This window comes from Haloferax larsenii (genome assembly GCF_024730625.1).
Taxonomy (GTDB): Archaea; Halobacteriota; Halobacteria; order Halobacteriales; family Haloferacaceae; genus Haloferax; species Haloferax larsenii.
This window is the reverse complement of sequence record NZ_CP078063.1, coordinates 2,862,204-2,879,943: the sequence shown is the minus strand read 5'-3', so window position 1 is coordinate 2,879,943 and position 17,740 is coordinate 2,862,204. Positions and strand designations below refer to the sequence as shown.

The window sequence follows — 17,740 nt, the reverse complement described above, 5'->3', positions numbered from 1 at the left end:
TCGATGCCGGGAGACACCACGCCGCGCCCACCGACCGATGTCGACACTGACCGGGACCCGGAACACGTCCGGTTCGGCCAGCGCGCCCGCGACCTCGCTGCCGAGGCGCGTGAGGCTCGCGAGTCGTTCGAGCCGCCGGACGACGAACGCGCAGACGAGCGGGCGATATCGTACGCCCGCGAGGGCGTCGGTCCGGCCGTGTCTCTCTACATCGAGGCACGAACCGGTGGCACCATGGTCCGGTTCACAGAAGACGAGTTTCGGCTCCTCCACCGCGCCCTCAACGATTGGCTCTCGCTGTATGCCCGGTGTTACGGCGTCGAACTCGATGCCGACTTCACCATCCGCGAGGCCGCGGAGATACTGCTCAAGACGCACAACGTCCGCGACACGGCACAACTGTTGACGTGTGTTCCGACGCGGCGGTGAACGCGTCGGCGGAAAAGCTCTCCTGAGTCCGACACCGAAACCGATTCCTACGTGGTAACTATCACGAACAACAATTATTAACCATGGGTGTTATTGTGTACCATGGAAGTCACAGACAGTCTCAACTTCGACCACAAGGACCGCAAGGACATCTACGAGTACATCGAGCGCCACGGGACCGTCCGCGAGGACGAGGTACGCCGTGCGCTCAACTTCGACCCGGCGGCGCTGGGGACACATCTGACGATTCTGCGACGAGACGGCTACATCCGAAAGGTCGGCAACCACGTCCAGGTCGCCTACGCGCCCGGCGAAGAGGAGGTACACATGCTCGACGACCTCGACGTGACCATTCGGATGGCCCAAGACGTGGACCTCGAAAGTCTCGTCGACGCCATCCACGAAGTCGCCGACGAGGGGACCTACATCGAAGCCGAGACGGTCGCGGACATCATCGACCACGAGGAGGTCGTCCTGCGACACAACGAACTCAGTTCTCGCATGGTGTTCGTCGCGACGACCGACGACCACCTCGCCGGGTGGGTCCACCTCGACCTGCCGGAAGCCGAGAAACTGAGCCACACGGCCGTTCTGACAGTCGGAACGCGCTCTAAGTTCCGCGGCCACGGCATCGGGAGTAAGCTCCTCGACCGCGGCGTCCGCTGGGCGCGCGAACACGGCTTCGAAAAACTGTACAACAGCGTTCCCGCCACCAACGAGGGCGCAATCACGTTCCTCGAAGAACACGGGTGGGAGACCGAGGCGGTCCGCGAGAACCACTACAAGATAAACGGTGAGTACGTCGACGAAGTGATGATGGCCTTCAGCCTCCGGTGAAGCCAGCCACCCCTACGACCAGTTTTCTTCTGCATCGTCGAGCGGAATCGCGACGACGCCATCCTGCTGCGCGAGCGCCCGAGCATGTCCCGGACAGACGTCTCTATCGGCAGCCCACGGAATGTGGAGTCTGACCGCCGCGACGTTGTCGCAGTCGGGTTCGGTGCATTCGGACATGATTACTCGTATCGCCCCCGTTCGGCGACTGCAACGTCGCTGCCGTAGTAGTCCACGAGCGGTTCGAACGCGTCGCCGAGGGCGCGCATGCACTGCGCGGTCGAATGGAAGCCGAGTTCATCGGCGACAGGTGTCCACGGCCGCGCCTGCAACACCTTCCTGACGAGGAGTCGTTCTTCCAGCTTCGTGAGCGAGACGTTTTTTGGTGCCGTGAGGTGGGCGAGCGCGAGTTCTCGAAACGCCCCCGGTGCAGACGTGTACTGCCCCGGGCCGTACGAGGCTCCGACGACGACTCGCCATTCGTAGGGAGACAGCGACGGTGCGAACTCGGGGTCGACCGCAGCGAGCGCCGCCCGCGCGACGTCGGGGTCGAGGTCTGAGAGCGCGTCAGTCAGCACGTCGCCGATGCGGCCGAGGAACCAGCGTGCGTGCCGGTCGTGGAGCGTCTCACCGGCTTCTGACAGCGGGTGCATCATCAGCGCGGAGTACTCGCCACTGGTGTCGTTGCGGGTCGTCGAGAGGTGGACGGTTCGATACCCGTTGTCGCGCCAAAACGAGAGCAGTTCGGGTGTCGCACCGAAGCCAACCCCGAGATAGTCCGCGTCGTCTTCGAACTCGTTTCGGATGGACGAGAGCAGGTGCGACCCGAGCCCGCGCGAGCGAACCGCGTGGTGGGTGGCGATGCGCATTACGCGATAACCCACGGGGACACCGGCCTGCTCGTCTCGGAGTTGACTCGTGAACACGTCGGGAAGCATGTTCCCGCGGATGCGACCGCCTTCGTACATGTGCTGGCGCGTCTCGGCGTCCAAGCCGCCTTCTCGCGCGAGGAGCGCAACCGAGACAACTCGGTCGTCGAAGGTGAGCGCCCGGAGCGTCAGATTCGGCGCGTCGAGGAGGCGCGCGAGGTCGTCGGGCTCGGTTCGGTAATGCGCGAGCACGAGCAGGCCGAACGCTTCCCGAAGCAGGTGCTCGTCGGCGAGCAGGTCGTCTGGCGTGAGTCGGCGGTACGCGACGGTGCTGTGGGCCGCGTCCTCGATTAACTCCTCGACCGGCGGCCGCGCATCTAAGAGGAGCGCGCGGAAGGTCCACGACTCCACGGGGTCGCCGACAGCGTATCGAATCGGGTGGTCGAGACGCACGTCAGTCACCTCGTGTGACGACTCGTCGAGTCGGTCGCGGAACCGGACGGAAAAGCCGCGCCCTGCGCCTTCGTAGCCCCTGACAGTCGTACAGAACGCGACTGCGGGCGCGTCGAGATACGACGAGAGGAGTCTGACGGGGAGTGCAGCGGCTTCGTCGACGATGAGGACGGTCTCGTGGCCCGCTTCGGCTCCAGCCTCCGTCGGCGGGACGTACCGGACTCGACCGCTGCCGCGTGCCGAGAGGTCGAACGCGTCGGCGCTTCCGCTGGACAGTGCGCCGAGGTCGTCCAGCAGTCGCTCGGCCCGGACGAACACTTCGGCAGCGTTCCGTTTTCCGGGGGCGGTTACGACGACGTCCCGTCCCTCGGCCGCGAGAGAGCCGGCGGCGAGCCCGGCAGCACTGGACTTGCCACGGCCGCGGTCCGCTTCGACGACGACTGCGGCGTCGTCTCCGTGGAGGACTTCGAGGGCCGCGAGCGCGTCGGACTGGTCGGCTGTGAGGCAGTCCTCGTAGGCGCGTCGCGGGAAGAGCCGGTCGCGCGGAACCGGCGGCAGCGGGATGTCGAACGTGATTCCCTGTTCGTACGCGCCGTCTCGCTCGACAGTACCGGTGTCGAGGTTCACGAGCGCGACACCCGGGTGGTCGCGGAGTGTCGAGACGAGTCGCGTGCGGAAGCGCCCCGACACGTCTTCGACGGTCGCTGGCGGGACAGCGAGTCGCTCGTCGAACGAGTTTCGGTCACTCGCCCACTCGTCGAGCGAGGGCGTGAGAAGTACGAGCAGACCGCCGCCGTCGATAGCGCCCGCGACACGACCGAGCGCGTTCGGAGCGAAGTCGTCGTGGGCGTCGAGGACGACGACGGTTCGGGTGGTCCCGAGGAGGTTTGCTGCGTGTCGCGGCTCGATGCGTTCGAACCGGAACCCCTCGCGGGTCGTGACGAACGTCACCTCGTCGTCCGGCACGTCGGCACCGCGAACCACGTCGAAGGCGGCGTCGATGCCGCTGTCGCGGTCGCCCGAGAGGACGACCAACCGGCGCTGGTTGGTCGCCAGCGCCTCGTCGCGCCGGGCGGCGGCGAGCCTCTCGATGTCGGGTGTACCGGCGGGCGAGTCGGAGACGGACGGGTCGCCGGAACGAGTCATACGAATGGATAGTCCACGAACGTATTCACTTCCTTCGGTCGAACCATGGTGTCTCTCCTTTCGTCGGTCACGACGCGTCCACCGTCGGTCACGGGGGTGACGTGAGTCGGTTACGGGGGTGACACAAGTCGGTCACGGGATGATGCGTTGTCAGATTATGTGGGTGCGACACGAGTCGGAGTTCTCAGCGCGTGCGGACCCGTCGCACGCCGTCGAGATTTTGAAAGCGCTTTTATGGGGGCCAAAGCAAGGGATGTGTACAGCCTGTCCGGGGTTGATGAACCTCCTCGCCGTAGGGATTGTGCCTGCCGGTCAGTTTCGACCGACCGGTGCGCCGGCGAGGGAGTCGAGCCCGCGAGCAGGATATAGGTGAACAACAATGGCTGTCTACGTAGAATTCGACGTACCGGCCGACCTCGCTGACAGCGCCGTCGAGGCGCTCGAGGTCGCCCGAGATACTGGTATCGTGAAGAAAGGAACCAACGAAACGACCAAGGCAATCGAGCGTGGCAACGCTCAGCTCGTCCTCATCGCCGAAGACGTCTCCCCCGAGGAAATCGTCATGCACCTGCCCGAACTCGCAGACGAGAAGGGCATCCCGTTCCTCTTCGTCGAGACGCAAGACGACATCGGCCACGCCGCCGGCCTCGAAGTCGGCAGTGCGGCCGCGGCAATCGTCGACGCCGGTGAGGCGTCGGACGATGTCGAGGACATCGCGACCAAGGTCGAGGACCTTCGATAACTGACCATGAGCGCGGACGAACAAGCCAGCGACTCGACCTCTGCTGAAGTCATCGAAGTCGTTGGAAAGACAGGGATGCACGGCGAGGCCATGCAGGTCAAGTGCCGCATCCAAGAGGGCTCCAACAAAGGGCGCATCATCACGCGAAACGTGCTGGGTCCCGTCCGTGAGGGCGACATTCTCCAGCTGCGCGAGACCCAGCGTGACGCCGACTCCATCGGAGGTCAGTGAACATGGTTGAGAAGCGAACCTGCGACTACAGTGGTGAAGACATCGAGCCCGGCACGGGCACGATGTACGTCAAGAACGACGGTACCATCCTCCACTTCAAGGACTCGAAGGCCGAGAAGAACTACTTCCTCGGTCGCGAGGCCCGTGACCTGGAGTGGACGGAAGCCGGTCAGCGCGCACGAGGGGAGGACAACTAAATGTCCGACGCAGAGCGCACCTTCGTGATGGTCAAGCCTGACGGCGTCCAGCGCGGTCTCATCGGCGACATCGTCTCTCGCTTCGAAGACCGCGGTCTGAAGATGGTCGCCGGCAAGTTCATGCAAATCGACGAGGAACTCGCCCACGAACACTACGGCGAGCACGAGGGCAAGCCGTTCTTCGAGGGTCTCGTCGACTTCATCACCTCCGGTCCCGTCTTCGCGATGGTCTGGGAAGGTCAGGACGCGACGCGACAGGTCCGCCGCATGATGGGCGAGACCGACCCCGCCGAGTCCGCTCCCGGTACCATCCGCGGTGACTACGGTCTCGACCTCGGTCGGAACGTCATCCACGGCTCCGACCACGAGGACGAGGGCGCGAACGAGCGCGAAATCGACCTGTTCTTCGACGACGACGAACTGGTCGACTACGAGCGCATCGACGAAACCTGGCTCTACGAGTAAGTCGGGTCGCGGTTTTTCGATTTTCTTTCCCCGAGAGGAGCGGCCGCCACGTCTGTACGGCATCCTCTCGTCCGCGCTCTCGATCACCTATTGGCGACACTCCGTCGAAGTGTGTGAATTGGCCACAGTAGACGCAGCCGAATCGATACCCCCGTCAGGAACTGGACTCGTCGGTCCCGGAGTGGGGCGGGCGCGAATCGAGCGAGAAGGGCTCGTCGACGTACGTCACGTCTGAATTCACGGGCGTCTCAGGGGAGTGACCGGTTGCGAACGGCGGAGAGTCCCGCTCGTGAACCGTCTCGTCGGTGAGTTGAGTCAGAGCGTCAACCGCCGCTCGAATCGAGCGAACCTGTTCGTTCTGGTCGTCGCACTCCGATGCGACGTCACTGATACGGTCTGCGACTTCCGCGGCTTGGTCGGCGAGTTCCGAGACCATACTGGTGACTTCCTCACTCGACGTGGCCTGCGAATCGGTCGCGTCGTTTACCTCTGCCAAGGAGGCGTCGATGTCACGAACGGCGGTCGAAATCTTGTCGAGTGTCGTCATCGCGGACTCGACCTCGGCCGACGTGTGGGTCATCTGCGTCGTCGTGTGGTCGAAGCTCTCGGCCATCGCGTCGCTGTTGTCGGTGATATCCTCGACGAGTGCGTCGATTTCTTCGGCCTGCTCTTTCGCCGAACTAGCCAAGTGCTTGACTTCGTCTGCGACGACAGCGAATCCCCGACCTGCGTCACCGGCGCGGGCGGCTTCGATAGAGGCGTTCAGAGAAAGGAGGTTGGTTCGGTCGGCGATAGAGTCGATAATCTCGACGAGCGAGGTGATGCGTTCGGTTTGGTCGCGAAGGGACTCCATATCAGACGCCAGTTCCTCGGCTGCGACGCTCATATCCGACATGGCGTCGAGTGCAGTCTCCGCCGACGCCTGTCCGTCGTCTGCCAGTGTCGCCGCTTCGCGCGAGGTCGAACACACCTCGTCGGTCGTCGCCGCAATCTCTTCGATAGTCGCCGAAAGGTTCGACATCTCCGTCGTAATCGTGTCCATGTCCTTGGTTTGCTGGGTCGCGATGGACTCGATGTTACTCGCATCGTTGGCGACCGACCGAGACGACTGTTCGAGTGTATCGAGAGACTGTCCGACGTCGACTTCCATGCGCGTCGTGAGTTCGAGTTGTCTGTCGAGTGCCTGCTCGGTCTGCTCGGCGTACGAGTGGATGTACGTATCCATCGCAATTTGCTGGTCGAGGCTGAGTAGTCGAAACACCGACAAGAGGTTCTCACAGAGCGTTTCGACGGCCGCCGAGGCGTCGTTGGGGTTCGATTCGAGCGAGTCGTCGGCGAGTGCGCGAATTAACCCCTCGTAGTAGATGGTGAACGCTCCGAGGTACACCTTCGGACCGAGGTCGAGCATGTCGTGAATCTTCCCGATACGGGCGCGCTCTTGGAAGTACGACGGCCCGTAGTGTCCGTTTGAAAGCGACAAGAGATACTCGGTCTGTGTCGTTTTCAGTTGGTCGACGGTTCGAGTCGACCGTCCAAGGATGGCACGCGTCTCGGGATACTGGTGTAAGTGGTCGTAGAACTCTTCGACGAGGTCGGGACTGACCGCCTTCAATGTCGGGTCAAGTGACGAAAGTCGCCGTTGGTCAGTTGCACTGAACCCCGTAAACGACTTCCGCCACTCTATTTCGTCTCTGTCGACGTCGAGCGCCGCGAGCAACGCTTTGCCATCGACGAGGTGTCGAAGAGCGGTCGGTGAAGAGCCATCTCTAGTCATGTCAGCTTAATAATTCCATCAATGAGAATGAATGTTTCTCTGATATTCACAAATATGATACCCAGAAAAATACGGGTAACTGGGTCGATTGAGCCTCACCTACGTTGTGCCGAGTCGCGAGCGAATTCGATGGGCAACTATCTTCGCGATGACGCGTGGGCCCGGTGGCATCATCCCGAGGTCGCGAGCAACACCCATCAGATTCACCATGTTCCACTGCTCGACGATGCGGCCGTCCTCGACGCGGAAGAGGAAGAACGCCGGTTGCTCGAACGACTTCCCCGTCGGCACGAGGTTCCCCCACGCCTTCTGCGGCGTTCCGCGAGCGGTTATCCGAAACATGACGCGGTCGTCCTGTGCGATGGTGTCGTCTATCGTCAGGTGCCAGTTCGGTACCGCATCGCGGAAGGCGAGTAACTGGTCGACGAGCGGGTCGCGTCCCTCTCGGACCACGTCGACGCCTAACTGGTGTGAAACCACGTCTGTGTGAAGCGTGTCCGCGGCGACTGCGCGGTCTCCGGTGTTGATGAAGTCCTCTACGTACCGACGACAGAGTTCGACGTTTTCGGTGGTCGGCGCGACTGATTCGGATGCCATAGCACCCAATATGCAGTGTTTCGTGTTAACAATTCACAAATATTCTGTGAAACGAGAGTACCGCGCTGCGCGAGTTGGCACCGTTCAAAAAATCAGTCAACCGGCCGGCTGGTTCCGACAGTTAGTCAGCCTGCGGGACGGGCGCAGCGAGGTCGATTTCTCCCGCGTCGAGTTCGGCTTCGACTTCGCGGGCGGCCGTGACCATGTTCTCCATCTTCTGGTACGCCACTTCACGGGGAAGCAGTTTCACACCGCAGTCGGGCGAGATGGTGAGTTTTTCCGGTGGGACGACCTTCAGCCCTTGCTTGATGTTCTCCTTGATTTCCTCGACGGTCTCGACGTCGGCGGTGTGGACGTCGACGACGCCGAGCGCGAGGTCCGGTTCGAACTCGGGTTCGGTGAACACGTCGATTTGCTCGTAGCCGCCGTTGCACAGTTCGACGTCGAACTCGTCGATGGGGTAGTCGTTGAGTTCGGGGTAGATGCGCGAGTAGTCGCCGTAACAGACGTGGAGACCGACGCGCACCTCGTCCGGGACGCCCGAGACGATGCGTTCGAGACACTCACCGACGATAGCGTGGTCGTCGGGCGTCGTCGCCAGCGCGGGTTCGTCGATTTGGATGTAGCGTGCGCCCGCCTCGACGAGTTGCTCGATTTCCTCGTTGACGAGGTCAGCAAGCGCGTACGCGAGTTCTTCCTCGCTGTCGTAGTGTTCGTTGAACGACCAGCTCGCGAGGGTGTACGGTCCCGTGATGGGCACCTTGACGGGCTTAGATGCCACGTCGCTGGTGAATTCGAACTCGTCGACGAGCCACGGTTCGTCGTACTCGACTTTGTCGATTACCGAGGGCTTGTCGAAGTAGTTGTGGCCCCAGACTTTCACCGGGCCGTTGAACTCGTAGCCCGGAATCCGATGGGCGAAGAACTCGACCATCTCGTTGCGGCGCATCTCGCCGTCGACGACGGTGTCGAGGCCGGCGCGTTCGTGTTCGTGCGTGATGACGCGACAGGCGTCGTCGTGCGCCTCGTGGAGGTGTTCTTCGGTGAACTTCGAGTCGGGGTCCTCCGCGAGGTCGGTCGCGCGGTTGAGCCACTTGGGCTTCGGGTACGACCCGACGACGGTCGTGAGCAGGAAGTGCTCGTTGTCGTGGTTCTCGGGGCGGAACTGCTCGCGGTTTTCGACGTCGCGGCTCATGCTTCCACCTCCACTTCCGCGTCGGCGACAGCGGCGAGCGCACTGAGTTTCTCGGTCGCGCGGTTCTCCGGCAGGTAGAACAGTTCGGTGTTGGAAGTCACGTAGGCGGTGTCGAACGTCTGGCTCTGCACCTGGTCGAGGGTCCAATCGACGCGCTCGCGAACCGTCTCGGGGCTCTCGACGAGCGTGTTCTGTCCATCGACGAGGCCGAGCGCGATGTCGTCTTTCGTACCGTACTCGTTGATGTTGTAGAGCGTCTGGTTGCGGTCGCCGGCGACGAAGTCGAAGCCGAGTGCGTCCACGTCGGCGTCCATCAGGTGGGCGTACACTTTCTCTTCGAGTGCGCCCCAGTACGTGTGGACGACCACGTCCGCGTCGGTCGCGTCGGAGATGGCGGAGATGGCCTCCGGGACCTGCGCGTCGACGTCCTCACCCGGTGGCGAGAACACCAAGGACGGTTCGAGGAGGAACAGCGTCTCGTGGGTGGGGAACGCGTCCACCTCGTCGGCGAGGAAGTCGCCGACGGCGTCGAGGAACTCGGCTTCGTCGCCGTAGTACTCGTCGGTCGCGAGTTCGGCCAGCGTGTACGGGCCGGGGAGGACGGCCTGCAGCGAGTCGTCGTCGCCGAGGAGGTCGGCGGTGGCGTCCAGTTCGGCCGCGACGTCGCCCGAGAAAGTGAGTTCGCCGCGGACCTGCGGGTCGCGGTAGAAGTTGTTGTTGTCGTAGTAGCGAACGATACCGCCGGTATCGACGTTCTCGTGGACCGTCAGCGGGTGCGCGAGCATGTCGTCCCAGCGAAGTTGCCCCTCGACGACGCGGTCGAGACCCGCGTCGACTTGCTCGGAGACGACTTCCTCGCGAGCGCGGTCGTACGCCGCGACGATATCGGACCCTTCGTTGCCGGAGATAAGGTCGTGTTTCTGGTGGCCTTTCAGGTCGGAGAGCTCCTGTTTCGCCCAATCCGGGAGCGGATACAGTCCCGGTGTGGTCGAGACGAGTTCGGTCATCACTCCTCGTTTCGAAATGACGGGCTATAATATTTCCTGTATCAACAAATGCGCCAGAGTTATTTTAGTGCGAGGACGGTCAGCGTCTCGAACGGGTACGACTCCTGGACGACGACTTCGTGCGAAAAGCCGTTTGCCTCGGCGCGGTCCAGCACGTCGTCGTAGCCCGAAAGACTACTGACGAGAAGCAGCGCCTCCCCGTCCGGCTTAAGAACGCGTCCGACCGCGTCGAGGAAGGGGTCGATGACGGCGCGTCCGTCTTCGCCGCCGGTGAGCGCCGTCTCCATCCAGTCGTCGCGCTCGGCGTCCGGGTCCGCCGGGAGATACGGCGGGTTGAACGCGACGGCGTCGAACGAGTCGTCTCGGAATGGACTGACGAGGTTCCCGCGAACGACCTGAAAGCCGCGTTCGCCCTCTTGTCGGAGCGCGGCGGCTCGTTCTGCTGCCTGTCGGCACGCGTGAGGGTTCAGGTCGCTCGCGACGACGTCGGCGTCGGTCTTTCGGACGAGTTGTTCCGAGACCCATCCCGACCCTGTTCCGACTTCGAGGACGCGTCCCGACACGCGACTGACCGCTGCCTTCGCGAGCAGTCCAGAATCCTCCGCGGGCTGGTAGACGGTGGTGTTCACACCGCGGCGGTCTGCGAGGTCAGTCATCGGCTGTCCTCCGGGTTCGCATCGGCCTGCTCCGCACTGGTGTCGGGTTTCTGGTCATCTGCTTTCCTCTCATCTGCTTTCTGACCGTCTGACTGCTGGCCGTTTCTCTCCGCGGGCGACTCCGCCGGTTCCGTGAGCCGAACTGGGCCGGTCCGCTCACGCGACGAGAGTTCGCGCTGCGGGAACGGTATCGTGATACCCTCCGATTGGAACTCCTCGTGAATCGTGCTGATGACCGCCGTCTGTGCGCGCCACTTCCGGCGTGCGCTCGGCCGGTCTATCCACGGGCGCACCCCGAGAACGACTGCGGAGTCGGCGAATCGCTTCGCGACGACCTGTGGCTTCGGCACCGAGAGTACTTCGTCGAGGTCTTCGACTGCCTCCTGTGCCACCGTCGCGGCCCGTTCCAAGTCGGTGCCGTAGTCGACGCCGACCTCGACGTCGAGGCGGAGACGCCCCTTTCGACTCCGGTTGACGAGGCTCTCGGAACTCACCACGTCGTTGGGAATCATGACGTACTCGCCGTCGAACGTCTGGATGCGAGTGTTCACGACCGTGATTTCGGTGACGATACCCTCGTGGTTTCCGACTTCGACCCAGTCGCCGATTTCGAACGGGCGCGAGAACATGAGGACGAAGCCCGCGAGCAGGGCACCGAGCGTCTGTCGGGCAGCCATCCCGACCACGATGCCGAGGAATCCGGCACCGACGAGGATGCCACCGAGGTTCGCATTCCAGACGCCGAGGATACCGACGAGTGCGACGAGATACGTCGTGACCTGCGTCAGTCGATAGATAATCTCCCGCTGGTGGTCAGATATCTCCGGGCGAGTACTCGCAATCTCCCTGATGAACCGGCCGATGACCGTCGTCAACACGTACGCGCCGACGGCGAGTATCATCGAGAGCGCCAACCGAGCGAGCGTCTCCGTGCCGAGGCCGTACTGCTCGGATATCGCACTGAACTCGGCGCTCGTTGGCCAGATGACGACAAGAAGGCTGCCGCCACCGATAGCCACGACGAGTCGTAAGAGCGTGACTCCGAGGTGCCACACCGGCGACGAAATCGCGTCGATGTCGCGGTCGTGGAGGCGCGCGAGGAGTCGCCAGATAACCGCCACAGTGATGGTGAGAACGACGCTAGCAGCGGCTCTGGCTTCGAACGACGAGAGAATGGTGGAGAGAGGTGCCTCGCCTTGGAGGAGCGACGATACGAACACGGTGGACCAGGCGGCGAACAAGGAAGTGAACATAACCTACAGGCCGACGTCGGCGGCGAGTTGCGCGAGTTCGGCGAACTCCGCGGGCGCCATGTTTCCGGCGCGCTTTCGAAGGACGTCCTCGTCCGCGGCCTCGACGACCGCGTCCGGGTCCGAGAGTCCGGAGATGTGTGGCGTGTTTCGAATCCCGTTTCGGATGGTCTTCCGACGCTGGGTAAACAGCGCCTTCACGAAGTCGAGGAAGAACTCCTCGTCGTCGACCTCGTAGTCGGGCGCGCGCGGTTCGATACGTACGATAGCGCTCTGCACAGCGGGTTGCGGGTCGAACGCCTCGCGCGGCACGATTTCGCAGACGTCGACGTCGCCGTAGTGCTGTGCGCTCACCGAGAGGCGGCCGTACTCCGAGGTGCCGGACTCGGCGGCCATCCGTTCGCCGAACTCCTTCTGGAACATGAGTACGAGCGGCTTACCCTCCGGAAGGAGGCGGAACGAAATCTCCGAGGAGATACCGTACGGGAGGTTCGAGACGCACGCCGAAAAGTCGGGGAGGTCGATTTCGAGGGCGTCGCCTTCGAGCACTGTGAGACGTCCGGCCTCGACTTCCTCGGCGAACTCACGGCGCAGGTGGTCGGCGAACGTTCGGTCCTGTTCGACGACGGTGACGCGGTCTGCCACGTCGAGCAGACGGTCCGTGAGGACGCCCGGCCCGCCTCCGATTTCGAGGACGTGAGACAGGTCTGTGTCCTCGGGGAGGTACGTCGGGATTCGGTCGACGACGCGGTCGTCGACGAGAAAGTGCTGGTCGCGGTCGGGGTCACCGCTGGCCCCTGCACGTCGGATGAGCGCGTCCGGGTCGCGCGCGGCGTCTCCGTGGGTCTGGCCACGTCCGTCGCTCGTCATTGCCAGCAGTAACAGGCGGGCGCGGGTAAAAGTCCCGTTCCGGTTATTGGTCGTTTCGCACGAACGTCTTGTACTTCACGTCGTCGTCGTGGAGTTCGTCGATAATCCGTTCGACGATGACTTCTTTCGGGTGGTGGAGTCCAGAGACACGCTCTTCGAGGTCTTCGAACGACTCGAACGGGCCGTAGCGCTTGCGCTCTTCGAGAATCTTGTCTCGGAGCTTCTTCCCGATTCCGGGGAGGAGATTCAACTGGTGGAGTCGGAGCGTGATAGGTTGGGCGTCGTTGTAGAAGTCGACGAACCGCTTCTCGTCGGCGTCGACGATGTCCTCGACGACGTACTCCACCTCGGAGGAGGCCGTATTAGAAAGGTCGCCGAACGACGACTCCTCGACGCGCTGCACCAACTCGCGGTCTGCGGTCGGTGCGATGGCGACGCGGTCGCCGATGCTCACGTCGGCGTCCTCTTCGAGTGTCAACTCCAAGAGCCGGAAGTTCGTCTCACCGAGTGCGTACGCTATCGGAGCCGAATCGAATCGCCGGTCGTCGTTTCGACGCCCATGTCTGAGTACGTCCAGCAAGACAGCGTACTCAACCGTCGCATCGGCGTCACCGCTCTCCGAAGCTGTCATGCAAGTAACTACGGTGAGCCGATATTTAAATAGTTGGCCGCGCCGTCGCGCGGTCAGACGTACTTCGCGACGACGTTGAGAATCTCGTCGAGTTCGTCGCCCGATAGCGCGTAGCGCTGCTGAGCGTAGACCGCACGGAGTTCGTCGCGGTTCTCCGGGAGGAGGTCCGCGATTTTGATCGCCGTCGGTGCGTCGACCTTCTCTAACTCGGCGAGCTCCTCGACGAGTTCACGAGATTCCTCGGGGTCGAGGTGGGCAAACCGGTTGACGTGCTCGATTGCACGCGCCAGCTCGTAGCGCATTTCGCGCTCTTCGTCGGCAGCGCGGTCGGCCTCGACCTCGGCGAGGAGTTCTTTGACCTCTGAGATGGTCAGATACTCCTCGTCGAGCTTCTCTTTGAAGATGGTCATCGCTTACTGTTGGGCGCGCAGGTGGGCAGGCCGGACGATGACGGTCTTTTCTTTGCCGCCATCGTTGATCTGGACCTTGAATGCGCGACCCTGCTTACCGACGACCTCACCGGTGAGACCGTTGAAGCGCGGGTGGAAGCGACCTTCGCGCACGCTCGGGTCGAGGTTGAGGTGGACCTTCTGACCCTCGTCGAATTCGGCGATAGAGCGCTGCGGCGGGGAGGTACCGCGTTCGCGTGGTTTGTTCGAAAGCTTTCCTCGCGTCCCCTTCATCGGACCGTTGGAGCTCGGCATAGTCGTGAGAACGAGTACTTGCGTCGCCGTTATAAATTGCACGTTACGAACCGCGCGTGTGGGCGAGGCGCGTGGTCGTGTCACACCGTAGTCGGCGGTCGGCAGGCCGTAGTCGGCGGGTCGGCGGGTCGACGGCGCAGTGAGAGGGACGGACTTAACCCGAGTCGGTGCGGCCGTTCGCGTATGGCTGAAGACGAGCGACGCATCGAGACGCGCGCTATCCACGCCGGACAGGAACCGGACGAGGAGACAGGGGCGCTCATGACGCCCATCTACGCGAACTCGACGTACGCACAGGACGGCCCCGGCGACCACCGCGGCTACGAGTACTCGCGCACTGGCAACCCGACGCGGACCGACCTCGAATCGAATCTCGCAGCCCTCGAAGGCGGCGAGTACGGCCGCGCCTTCTCCTCGGGGATGGGCGCAATCAACACCGTACTCAACCTGCTCGAAGCGGGCGACCACGTCGTCGCTGGCAACGACGTCTACGGCGGGACCCACCGCATCTTCACGCAGGTCTACGAGAAGTACGACCTCGAATTCGACTTCGTCGAGACGACCGACCACGACGCCGTCCGCGATGCAGTGCGCGACGACACCGAGCTCGTGTGGGTCGAGACGCCGACGAACCCCCTCATGCGCGTCAACGACATCGAAGCGCTTGCGGACATCGCCCACGAGGTCGACGCGCTCTGCGCCGTCGACAACACCTTCGCGACGCCGTACCTCCAGCGCCCCCTCGAACACGGCGCAGACATCGTCTCGCACTCGCTGACGAAGTACCTCGGCGGCCACTCCGACATCGTCGGCGGCGCGCTCGTCACCGACGACGAGGAACTCGACGAGGAAATTGCGTTCTACCAGAACTCGGTCGGCGCGACGCCCTCGCCGTTCGACTGCTTCCTCGTTCTCCGCGGGACGAAGACGCTCCCCGTTCGAATGGACCGTCACTGCGACAACGCCCGCGAACTCGCTGCGTGGCTCGACGACCACGAGGCCGTCTCTGAAGTCTTCTACCCCGGTCTCGACTCGCACCCGCAGCACGACCTCGCGGCCGAACAGATGGACGACTTCGGCGGCATGCTCTCGTTCGAACTAGACGGCACGCTCGACCAAGCGTCCACCGTCGTCGAGGAGACGGAGGTGTTCACCCTCGCCGAGAGTCTCGGTGGCGTCGAGAGCCTCATCGAACAGCCCGCTGCGATGACGCACGCGGCTATTCCCCGTGAGGAGCGCCTCGAAGCCGGCCTGACCGACGGCCTCATCCGAGTCTCTGTCGGTATCGAACACGTCGATGACATGAAAGCCGACCTCGAACAGGCGTTCGACGCCGCATTCTGAGGGACACGACCCTCTTTTTGAATTGTTTAGACGCGGTCTAGAAGTCCTGTAAGTCTCGTATTCGGTTATTTTCGCGTCGTGGGAACCCGAGTAAGGGTTATTGAGTGTGACGGACAATCACTAGCTATGTCTCAAGAGTCCGTGTCCGTGAGTGGAGAGGTACTACAGAGTCAACAGTCTACGGAGCCGACCGAGCACGTCGACGTGGACTCCGACGAACACGCGGAGTCGAGTCACAAGGCCGAACAGTTCGGCGTCGGCCTCTCGATTGGGTTCCTTCTCGGCGGCATCAGTGGCGTCGCCGTCGGGTCGTTCCCGGTAGCGATACTGCTCGGGCTCTCGCTTGGCGTCGTGCTCGGTCTCTACATGATGGAGCGCCGCTGACCGACCGTCGCGACCCACGACGGGCATCGAGTCGAACGAAAAGCTGCCCGGCGCAGCCGCTCTGCGGCATGGAGTTTTTGAAAAGGTCGGACGTCAGTTCAGATACGGCCGACGTTTTCGACAGAGACGCTTTCGACACCGTCGACTTCGGTGAACGCCTCTTCGACAGCTTCGGTGCCACCGGCATCGTCGGGGACGATGACCGTCGGCAGGAGGGCGACGAGACCGAACGCGACGTCGTCGCGCTCGAAGCCCTTGATCTTGGCTCCCTCGGGGAGGGAATCTTCGAGCTTGTCCTCGAGGTCGTCGAGGTCCAGCTCGGGGCTGTTCGGCATGACCTTGATTTTAGCAGCTACTTTTCCCATCGTTATGGACCCAGGAAACTGCAGTCGGGGCACTCGTAGAGGTTACTCTGCTTGCGGCACTTGGAACAACGCGAAATCTCCTTGCCACAATCCGGACACTTGAAGGTCGCGGCGCTCATGCCGGCAATGTTGATGCCACAGGACACGCACTGGTGAGCGTGTCGCTGTTCTGCCTCGCTCATACGATGACTAACCGAGGCGCGACTTTTAACCGTTGTCTTTCCGGGTTCCAAATGGTGTGTCGCGGTCACACGCTTCCCGGCAGGGATGTCCTCATCCGAGTGCGAGCGGTGTCACGAGCACGCACATCAGGTGGACGCGCCGACATCCGAGTCGCGGTGGAAGGTGTCCGACGGCGGCGGCGACGACGAGCACCACGACGCCAACGGCGCCCGCGAACGCCCACGACAAGGCGACGAGGAAGACACAGACCACCGCGACGAGTCGCCGTTGGTCGAGTCGTCCGACGAGTGCCAACACGCGGTCGCCGAGCGTTGGGACGAGGAGCGCCCCGCAGACGCCCGCGACGAGGGTGACGGGGAGTGCAATCGAGAGTCGCGACGGGAGGTCGGCCGCCACGAGCGCCACGAGCGCACCAGTTCGCGGCGTCCCCAACCCGGCCAACGCGAAGAGCGCGAACACTGACGTCGCTGTCGTCGCGGCGCTCGTGGCCACGACGTACGACCGCGCGGCTGTATCTTGGTCGGCACTCGGCAGTGCAGCCAACGCGAGCGTCCCCGCCACGCCAGCGGAGACACCCGGCAGGTACCCGACGAGCGCACCGCCGCCGCTTCCGGCGAAGATGCTCCGCGCGAGCGTGGCCGGGGATATCGCAAGCGCGGCATCCCCCTGTGGTGGCACTCCCGCCCCGTCTTTCGCGTCGAGGAGGACGGGAACGCCGAACAATCCGGCGAACAGCGGGCTCAACAGTCCGCCGACTGGAAGCGGCCCATTCGTGGGCCAATCGAGGACAGCAAGCCCCAGTGCCGATGCGGCGACGATGGTGACGACTGCGGCCACGCGCGCTCGCGTCGACGCTTCGGTCCACACGAGCGCGACCACGACTGCGAGTAAGACTGCCCAGAGGTGCTCGCGAACCACCGGGTAGACCTGCGTCGCCGCCGCTGTGAACGGGACTGCAATCGGAACGGCGAGACACAGCGCGACGCCGCTTCCGACAGCCGAGAGACGGAGCGCTTCGCGTCCGCGCCCGCCGAGGACGAGCCGGTGTCCCGGCAGCGACCCGGCTGCGAGTCCTGCGTCGGGGACGCCGAGCGCGAGCGACGGAACGATGTCGAGGAACGTGTGGACGGTCGCGGCCGCGAGGACTGCTGCTGCGACGGCCGTCGGTGGGCCCGGAACGCGAGCCGCGACACTCGCCACGAGGAGTGCGAAGGCGTTCGCGTGAAGCCCCGGCACGAGCCCGGAACACGTGCCGAGGAGGATACCCACGGCGACGCCCGCGAAGACGGGTCCGTCCGAACCGAGCATCTCCCACATCGGACCGCGATGGCCCCGGCTTGGGATATGAAGCTACGCAGTGGGGCGGCACAGACTGTAGCGAGTACTGTCGCTCTGCGCGCAGTGTCGAAAGAAA

The 17,740-nt window shown here is 63.4% G+C and carries 23 protein-coding genes; 8 read left to right on the top strand and 15 right to left on the bottom strand.

Annotated features, from left to right (window positions below; translation table 11 throughout):
• Positions 1–3: 3 nt before the first annotated feature.
• Both KU306_RS14970 and KU306_RS14965 read left to right on the top strand, forming a co-directional pair.
• Positions 4–429, top strand: a complete 426-nt coding sequence (locus KU306_RS14970; RefSeq protein ID WP_258302389.1) for a DUF8055 family protein — start codon at positions 4–6, stop codon at positions 427–429.
• 102 nt (positions 430–531) lie between these two features.
• Complete coding sequence (locus tag KU306_RS14965; protein WP_258302388.1) at positions 532–1,266, top strand: GNAT family N-acetyltransferase; 735 nt, start codon at positions 532–534, stop codon at positions 1,264–1,266.
• Between the two features lie 12 nt (positions 1,267–1,278).
• Here the strand turns inward: KU306_RS14965 and KU306_RS14960 are convergent, their stop codons facing one another.
• Both KU306_RS14960 and tmcA read right to left on the bottom strand, forming a co-directional pair.
• Positions 1,279–1,443, bottom strand: a complete 165-nt coding sequence (locus KU306_RS14960; RefSeq protein WP_007543459.1) for a DUF8014 family protein — start codon at positions 1,441–1,443, stop codon at positions 1,279–1,281.
• 2 nt (positions 1,444–1,445) lie between these two features.
• Entirely contained in the window at positions 1,446–3,731 is a 2,286-nt protein-coding gene (tmcA, locus tag KU306_RS14955; protein ID WP_258302387.1) for a tRNA(Met) cytidine acetyltransferase TmcA, read from the bottom strand.
• A 379-nt stretch (positions 3,732–4,110) separates the two neighbouring features.
• On the opposite strand from tmcA, the gene rpl7ae reads away from it, so the two are divergent.
• The 4 genes from rpl7ae to ndk are packed head-to-tail and all read left to right on the top strand — an operon-like array spanning position 4,111 to position 5,366.
• The gene (rpl7ae, locus tag KU306_RS14950) at positions 4,111–4,473 is read left to right on the top strand and encodes a 50S ribosomal protein L7Ae (protein WP_007543462.1); all 363 of its coding nucleotides are present in this window, start codon (positions 4,111–4,113) and stop codon (positions 4,471–4,473) included.
• A gap of 6 nt (positions 4,474–4,479) precedes the next feature.
• Positions 4,480–4,704 (top strand): 30S ribosomal protein S28e, encoded by a 225-nt coding sequence (locus KU306_RS14945; protein WP_007543463.1) that lies wholly within the window; start codon positions 4,480–4,482, stop codon positions 4,702–4,704.
• A gap of 2 nt (positions 4,705–4,706) precedes the next feature.
• Positions 4,707–4,901, top strand: coding sequence for a 50S ribosomal protein L24e (locus KU306_RS14940; RefSeq protein WP_007543465.1), 195 nt, complete (start codon positions 4,707–4,709; stop codon positions 4,899–4,901).
• Positions 4,902–5,366 carry a nucleoside-diphosphate kinase gene (ndk, locus tag KU306_RS14935; protein ID WP_007543467.1) on the top strand — a complete coding sequence of 155 codons (465 nt, stop codon included), beginning with the start codon at positions 4,902–4,904 and terminating at the stop codon, positions 5,364–5,366. It begins immediately after the preceding gene.
• Between the two features lie 154 nt (positions 5,367–5,520).
• Here the strand turns inward: ndk and KU306_RS14930 are convergent, their stop codons facing one another.
• From KU306_RS14930 to KU306_RS14885, 10 genes are all read right to left on the bottom strand, one after another.
• Positions 5,521–7,140, bottom strand: a complete 1,620-nt coding sequence (locus KU306_RS14930) for a globin-coupled sensor protein (protein ID WP_258302386.1) — start codon at positions 7,138–7,140, stop codon at positions 5,521–5,523.
• A gap of 99 nt (positions 7,141–7,239) precedes the next feature.
• Complete coding sequence (locus KU306_RS14925; protein ID WP_007543470.1) at positions 7,240–7,737, bottom strand: ester cyclase; 498 nt, start codon at positions 7,735–7,737, stop codon at positions 7,240–7,242.
• A gap of 121 nt (positions 7,738–7,858) precedes the next feature.
• Positions 7,859–8,932, bottom strand: coding sequence for a methionine synthase (locus KU306_RS14920; RefSeq protein ID WP_007543473.1), 1,074 nt, complete (start codon positions 8,930–8,932; stop codon positions 7,859–7,861).
• A complete protein-coding gene (locus KU306_RS14915; RefSeq protein WP_007543474.1) occupies positions 8,929–9,939 on the bottom strand; it encodes a vitamin-B12 independent methionine synthase in 1,011 nt (336 codons plus the stop codon). The genes KU306_RS14920 and KU306_RS14915 overlap by 4 nt, the downstream gene beginning before the upstream one ends.
• 59 nt (positions 9,940–9,998) lie before the next feature.
• Positions 9,999–10,595 (bottom strand): HemK2/MTQ2 family protein methyltransferase, encoded by a 597-nt coding sequence (locus KU306_RS14910; RefSeq protein ID WP_258302385.1) that lies wholly within the window; start codon positions 10,593–10,595, stop codon positions 9,999–10,001.
• Positions 10,592–11,848 (bottom strand): mechanosensitive ion channel family protein, encoded by a 1,257-nt coding sequence (locus KU306_RS14905; RefSeq protein ID WP_007543478.1) that lies wholly within the window; start codon positions 11,846–11,848, stop codon positions 10,592–10,594. Before KU306_RS14905 ends, KU306_RS14910 begins: the two co-directional genes overlap by 4 nt.
• A gap of 3 nt (positions 11,849–11,851) precedes the next feature.
• Positions 11,852–12,715: a 16S ribosomal RNA methyltransferase A gene (locus KU306_RS14900; RefSeq protein ID WP_007543480.1), complete on the bottom strand. Its 864-nt coding sequence runs from the start codon at positions 12,713–12,715 to the stop codon at positions 11,852–11,854.
• 43 nt (positions 12,716–12,758) lie between these two features.
• Positions 12,759–13,346, bottom strand: coding sequence for a DUF655 domain-containing protein (locus tag KU306_RS14895; RefSeq protein ID WP_007543482.1), 588 nt, complete (start codon positions 13,344–13,346; stop codon positions 12,759–12,761).
• 53 nt (positions 13,347–13,399) lie between these two features.
• Entirely contained in the window at positions 13,400–13,756 is a 357-nt protein-coding gene (locus tag KU306_RS14890; RefSeq protein ID WP_007543484.1) for an RNA polymerase Rpb4 family protein, read from the bottom strand.
• A 3-nt stretch (positions 13,757–13,759) separates the two neighbouring features.
• Positions 13,760–14,050, bottom strand: a complete 291-nt coding sequence (locus KU306_RS14885) for a 50S ribosomal protein L21e (RefSeq protein ID WP_007543486.1) — start codon at positions 14,048–14,050, stop codon at positions 13,760–13,762.
• A 183-nt stretch (positions 14,051–14,233) separates the two neighbouring features.
• On the opposite strand from KU306_RS14885, the gene KU306_RS14880 reads away from it, so the two are divergent.
• Positions 14,234–15,394, top strand: coding sequence for a cystathionine gamma-synthase (locus KU306_RS14880; RefSeq protein ID WP_258302384.1), 1,161 nt, complete (start codon positions 14,234–14,236; stop codon positions 15,392–15,394).
• Positions 15,395–15,520: 126 nt separating this feature from the next.
• A complete protein-coding gene (locus KU306_RS14875; protein WP_007543489.1) occupies positions 15,521–15,778 on the top strand; it encodes a glycine zipper domain-containing protein in 258 nt (85 codons plus the stop codon).
• A 98-nt stretch (positions 15,779–15,876) separates the two neighbouring features.
• Here the strand turns inward: KU306_RS14875 and KU306_RS14870 are convergent, their stop codons facing one another.
• From KU306_RS14870 to KU306_RS14860, 3 genes are all read right to left on the bottom strand, one after another.
• Positions 15,877–16,143, bottom strand: a complete 267-nt coding sequence (locus KU306_RS14870) for an elongation factor 1-beta (protein ID WP_007543492.1) — start codon at positions 16,141–16,143, stop codon at positions 15,877–15,879.
• 2 nt (positions 16,144–16,145) lie between these two features.
• Positions 16,146–16,325, bottom strand: a complete 180-nt coding sequence (locus KU306_RS14865) for an HVO_2753 family zinc finger protein (RefSeq protein WP_007543494.1) — start codon at positions 16,323–16,325, stop codon at positions 16,146–16,148.
• Between the two features lie 91 nt (positions 16,326–16,416).
• Entirely contained in the window at positions 16,417–17,643 is a 1,227-nt protein-coding gene (locus tag KU306_RS14860) for a tripartite tricarboxylate transporter permease (protein WP_258302383.1), read from the bottom strand.
• Positions 17,644–17,740 lie beyond the last annotated feature (97 nt).

Excerpts from the sequence above, each read along its gene's own strand:
- KU306_RS14970 (WP_258302389.1), top strand. The coding sequence starts at position 4 with ATGCCGGGAGACACCACGCCGCGCCCACCGACCGATGTCGACACTGAC.
- KU306_RS14965 (WP_258302388.1), top strand. The coding sequence starts at position 532 with ATGGAAGTCACAGACAGTCTCAACTTCGACCACAAGGACCGCAAGGAC.
- KU306_RS14960 (WP_007543459.1), bottom strand. The coding sequence starts at position 1,443 with ATGTCCGAATGCACCGAACCCGACTGCGACAACGTCGCGGCGGTCAGA.
- tmcA (WP_258302387.1), bottom strand. The coding sequence starts at position 3,731 with ATGACTCGTTCCGGCGACCCGTCCGTCTCCGACTCGCCCGCCGGTACA.
- rpl7ae (WP_007543462.1), top strand. The coding sequence starts at position 4,111 with ATGGCTGTCTACGTAGAATTCGACGTACCGGCCGACCTCGCTGACAGC.
- KU306_RS14945 (WP_007543463.1), top strand. The coding sequence starts at position 4,480 with ATGAGCGCGGACGAACAAGCCAGCGACTCGACCTCTGCTGAAGTCATC.
- KU306_RS14940 (WP_007543465.1), top strand. The coding sequence starts at position 4,707 with ATGGTTGAGAAGCGAACCTGCGACTACAGTGGTGAAGACATCGAGCCC.
- ndk (WP_007543467.1), top strand. The coding sequence starts at position 4,902 with ATGTCCGACGCAGAGCGCACCTTCGTGATGGTCAAGCCTGACGGCGTC.
- KU306_RS14930 (WP_258302386.1), bottom strand. The coding sequence starts at position 7,140 with ATGACTAGAGATGGCTCTTCACCGACCGCTCTTCGACACCTCGTCGAT.
- KU306_RS14925 (WP_007543470.1), bottom strand. The coding sequence starts at position 7,737 with ATGGCATCCGAATCAGTCGCGCCGACCACCGAAAACGTCGAACTCTGT.
- KU306_RS14920 (WP_007543473.1), bottom strand. The coding sequence starts at position 8,932 with ATGAGCCGCGACGTCGAAAACCGCGAGCAGTTCCGCCCCGAGAACCAC.
- KU306_RS14915 (WP_007543474.1), bottom strand. The coding sequence starts at position 9,939 with ATGACCGAACTCGTCTCGACCACACCGGGACTGTATCCGCTCCCGGAT.
- KU306_RS14910 (WP_258302385.1), bottom strand. The coding sequence starts at position 10,595 with ATGACTGACCTCGCAGACCGCCGCGGTGTGAACACCACCGTCTACCAG.
- KU306_RS14905 (WP_007543478.1), bottom strand. The coding sequence starts at position 11,848 with ATGTTCACTTCCTTGTTCGCCGCCTGGTCCACCGTGTTCGTATCGTCG.
- KU306_RS14900 (WP_007543480.1), bottom strand. The coding sequence starts at position 12,715 with ATGACGAGCGACGGACGTGGCCAGACCCACGGAGACGCCGCGCGCGAC.
- KU306_RS14895 (WP_007543482.1), bottom strand. The coding sequence starts at position 13,346 with ATGACAGCTTCGGAGAGCGGTGACGCCGATGCGACGGTTGAGTACGCT.
- KU306_RS14890 (WP_007543484.1), bottom strand. The coding sequence starts at position 13,756 with ATGACCATCTTCAAAGAGAAGCTCGACGAGGAGTATCTGACCATCTCA.
- KU306_RS14885 (WP_007543486.1), bottom strand. The coding sequence starts at position 14,050 with ATGCCGAGCTCCAACGGTCCGATGAAGGGGACGCGAGGAAAGCTTTCG.
- KU306_RS14880 (WP_258302384.1), top strand. The coding sequence starts at position 14,234 with ATGGCTGAAGACGAGCGACGCATCGAGACGCGCGCTATCCACGCCGGA.
- KU306_RS14875 (WP_007543489.1), top strand. The coding sequence starts at position 15,521 with ATGTCTCAAGAGTCCGTGTCCGTGAGTGGAGAGGTACTACAGAGTCAA.
- KU306_RS14870 (WP_007543492.1), bottom strand. The coding sequence starts at position 16,143 with ATGGGAAAAGTAGCTGCTAAAATCAAGGTCATGCCGAACAGCCCCGAG.
- KU306_RS14865 (WP_007543494.1), bottom strand. The coding sequence starts at position 16,325 with ATGAGCGAGGCAGAACAGCGACACGCTCACCAGTGCGTGTCCTGTGGC.
- KU306_RS14860 (WP_258302383.1), bottom strand. The coding sequence starts at position 17,643 with ATGTGGGAGATGCTCGGTTCGGACGGACCCGTCTTCGCGGGCGTCGCC.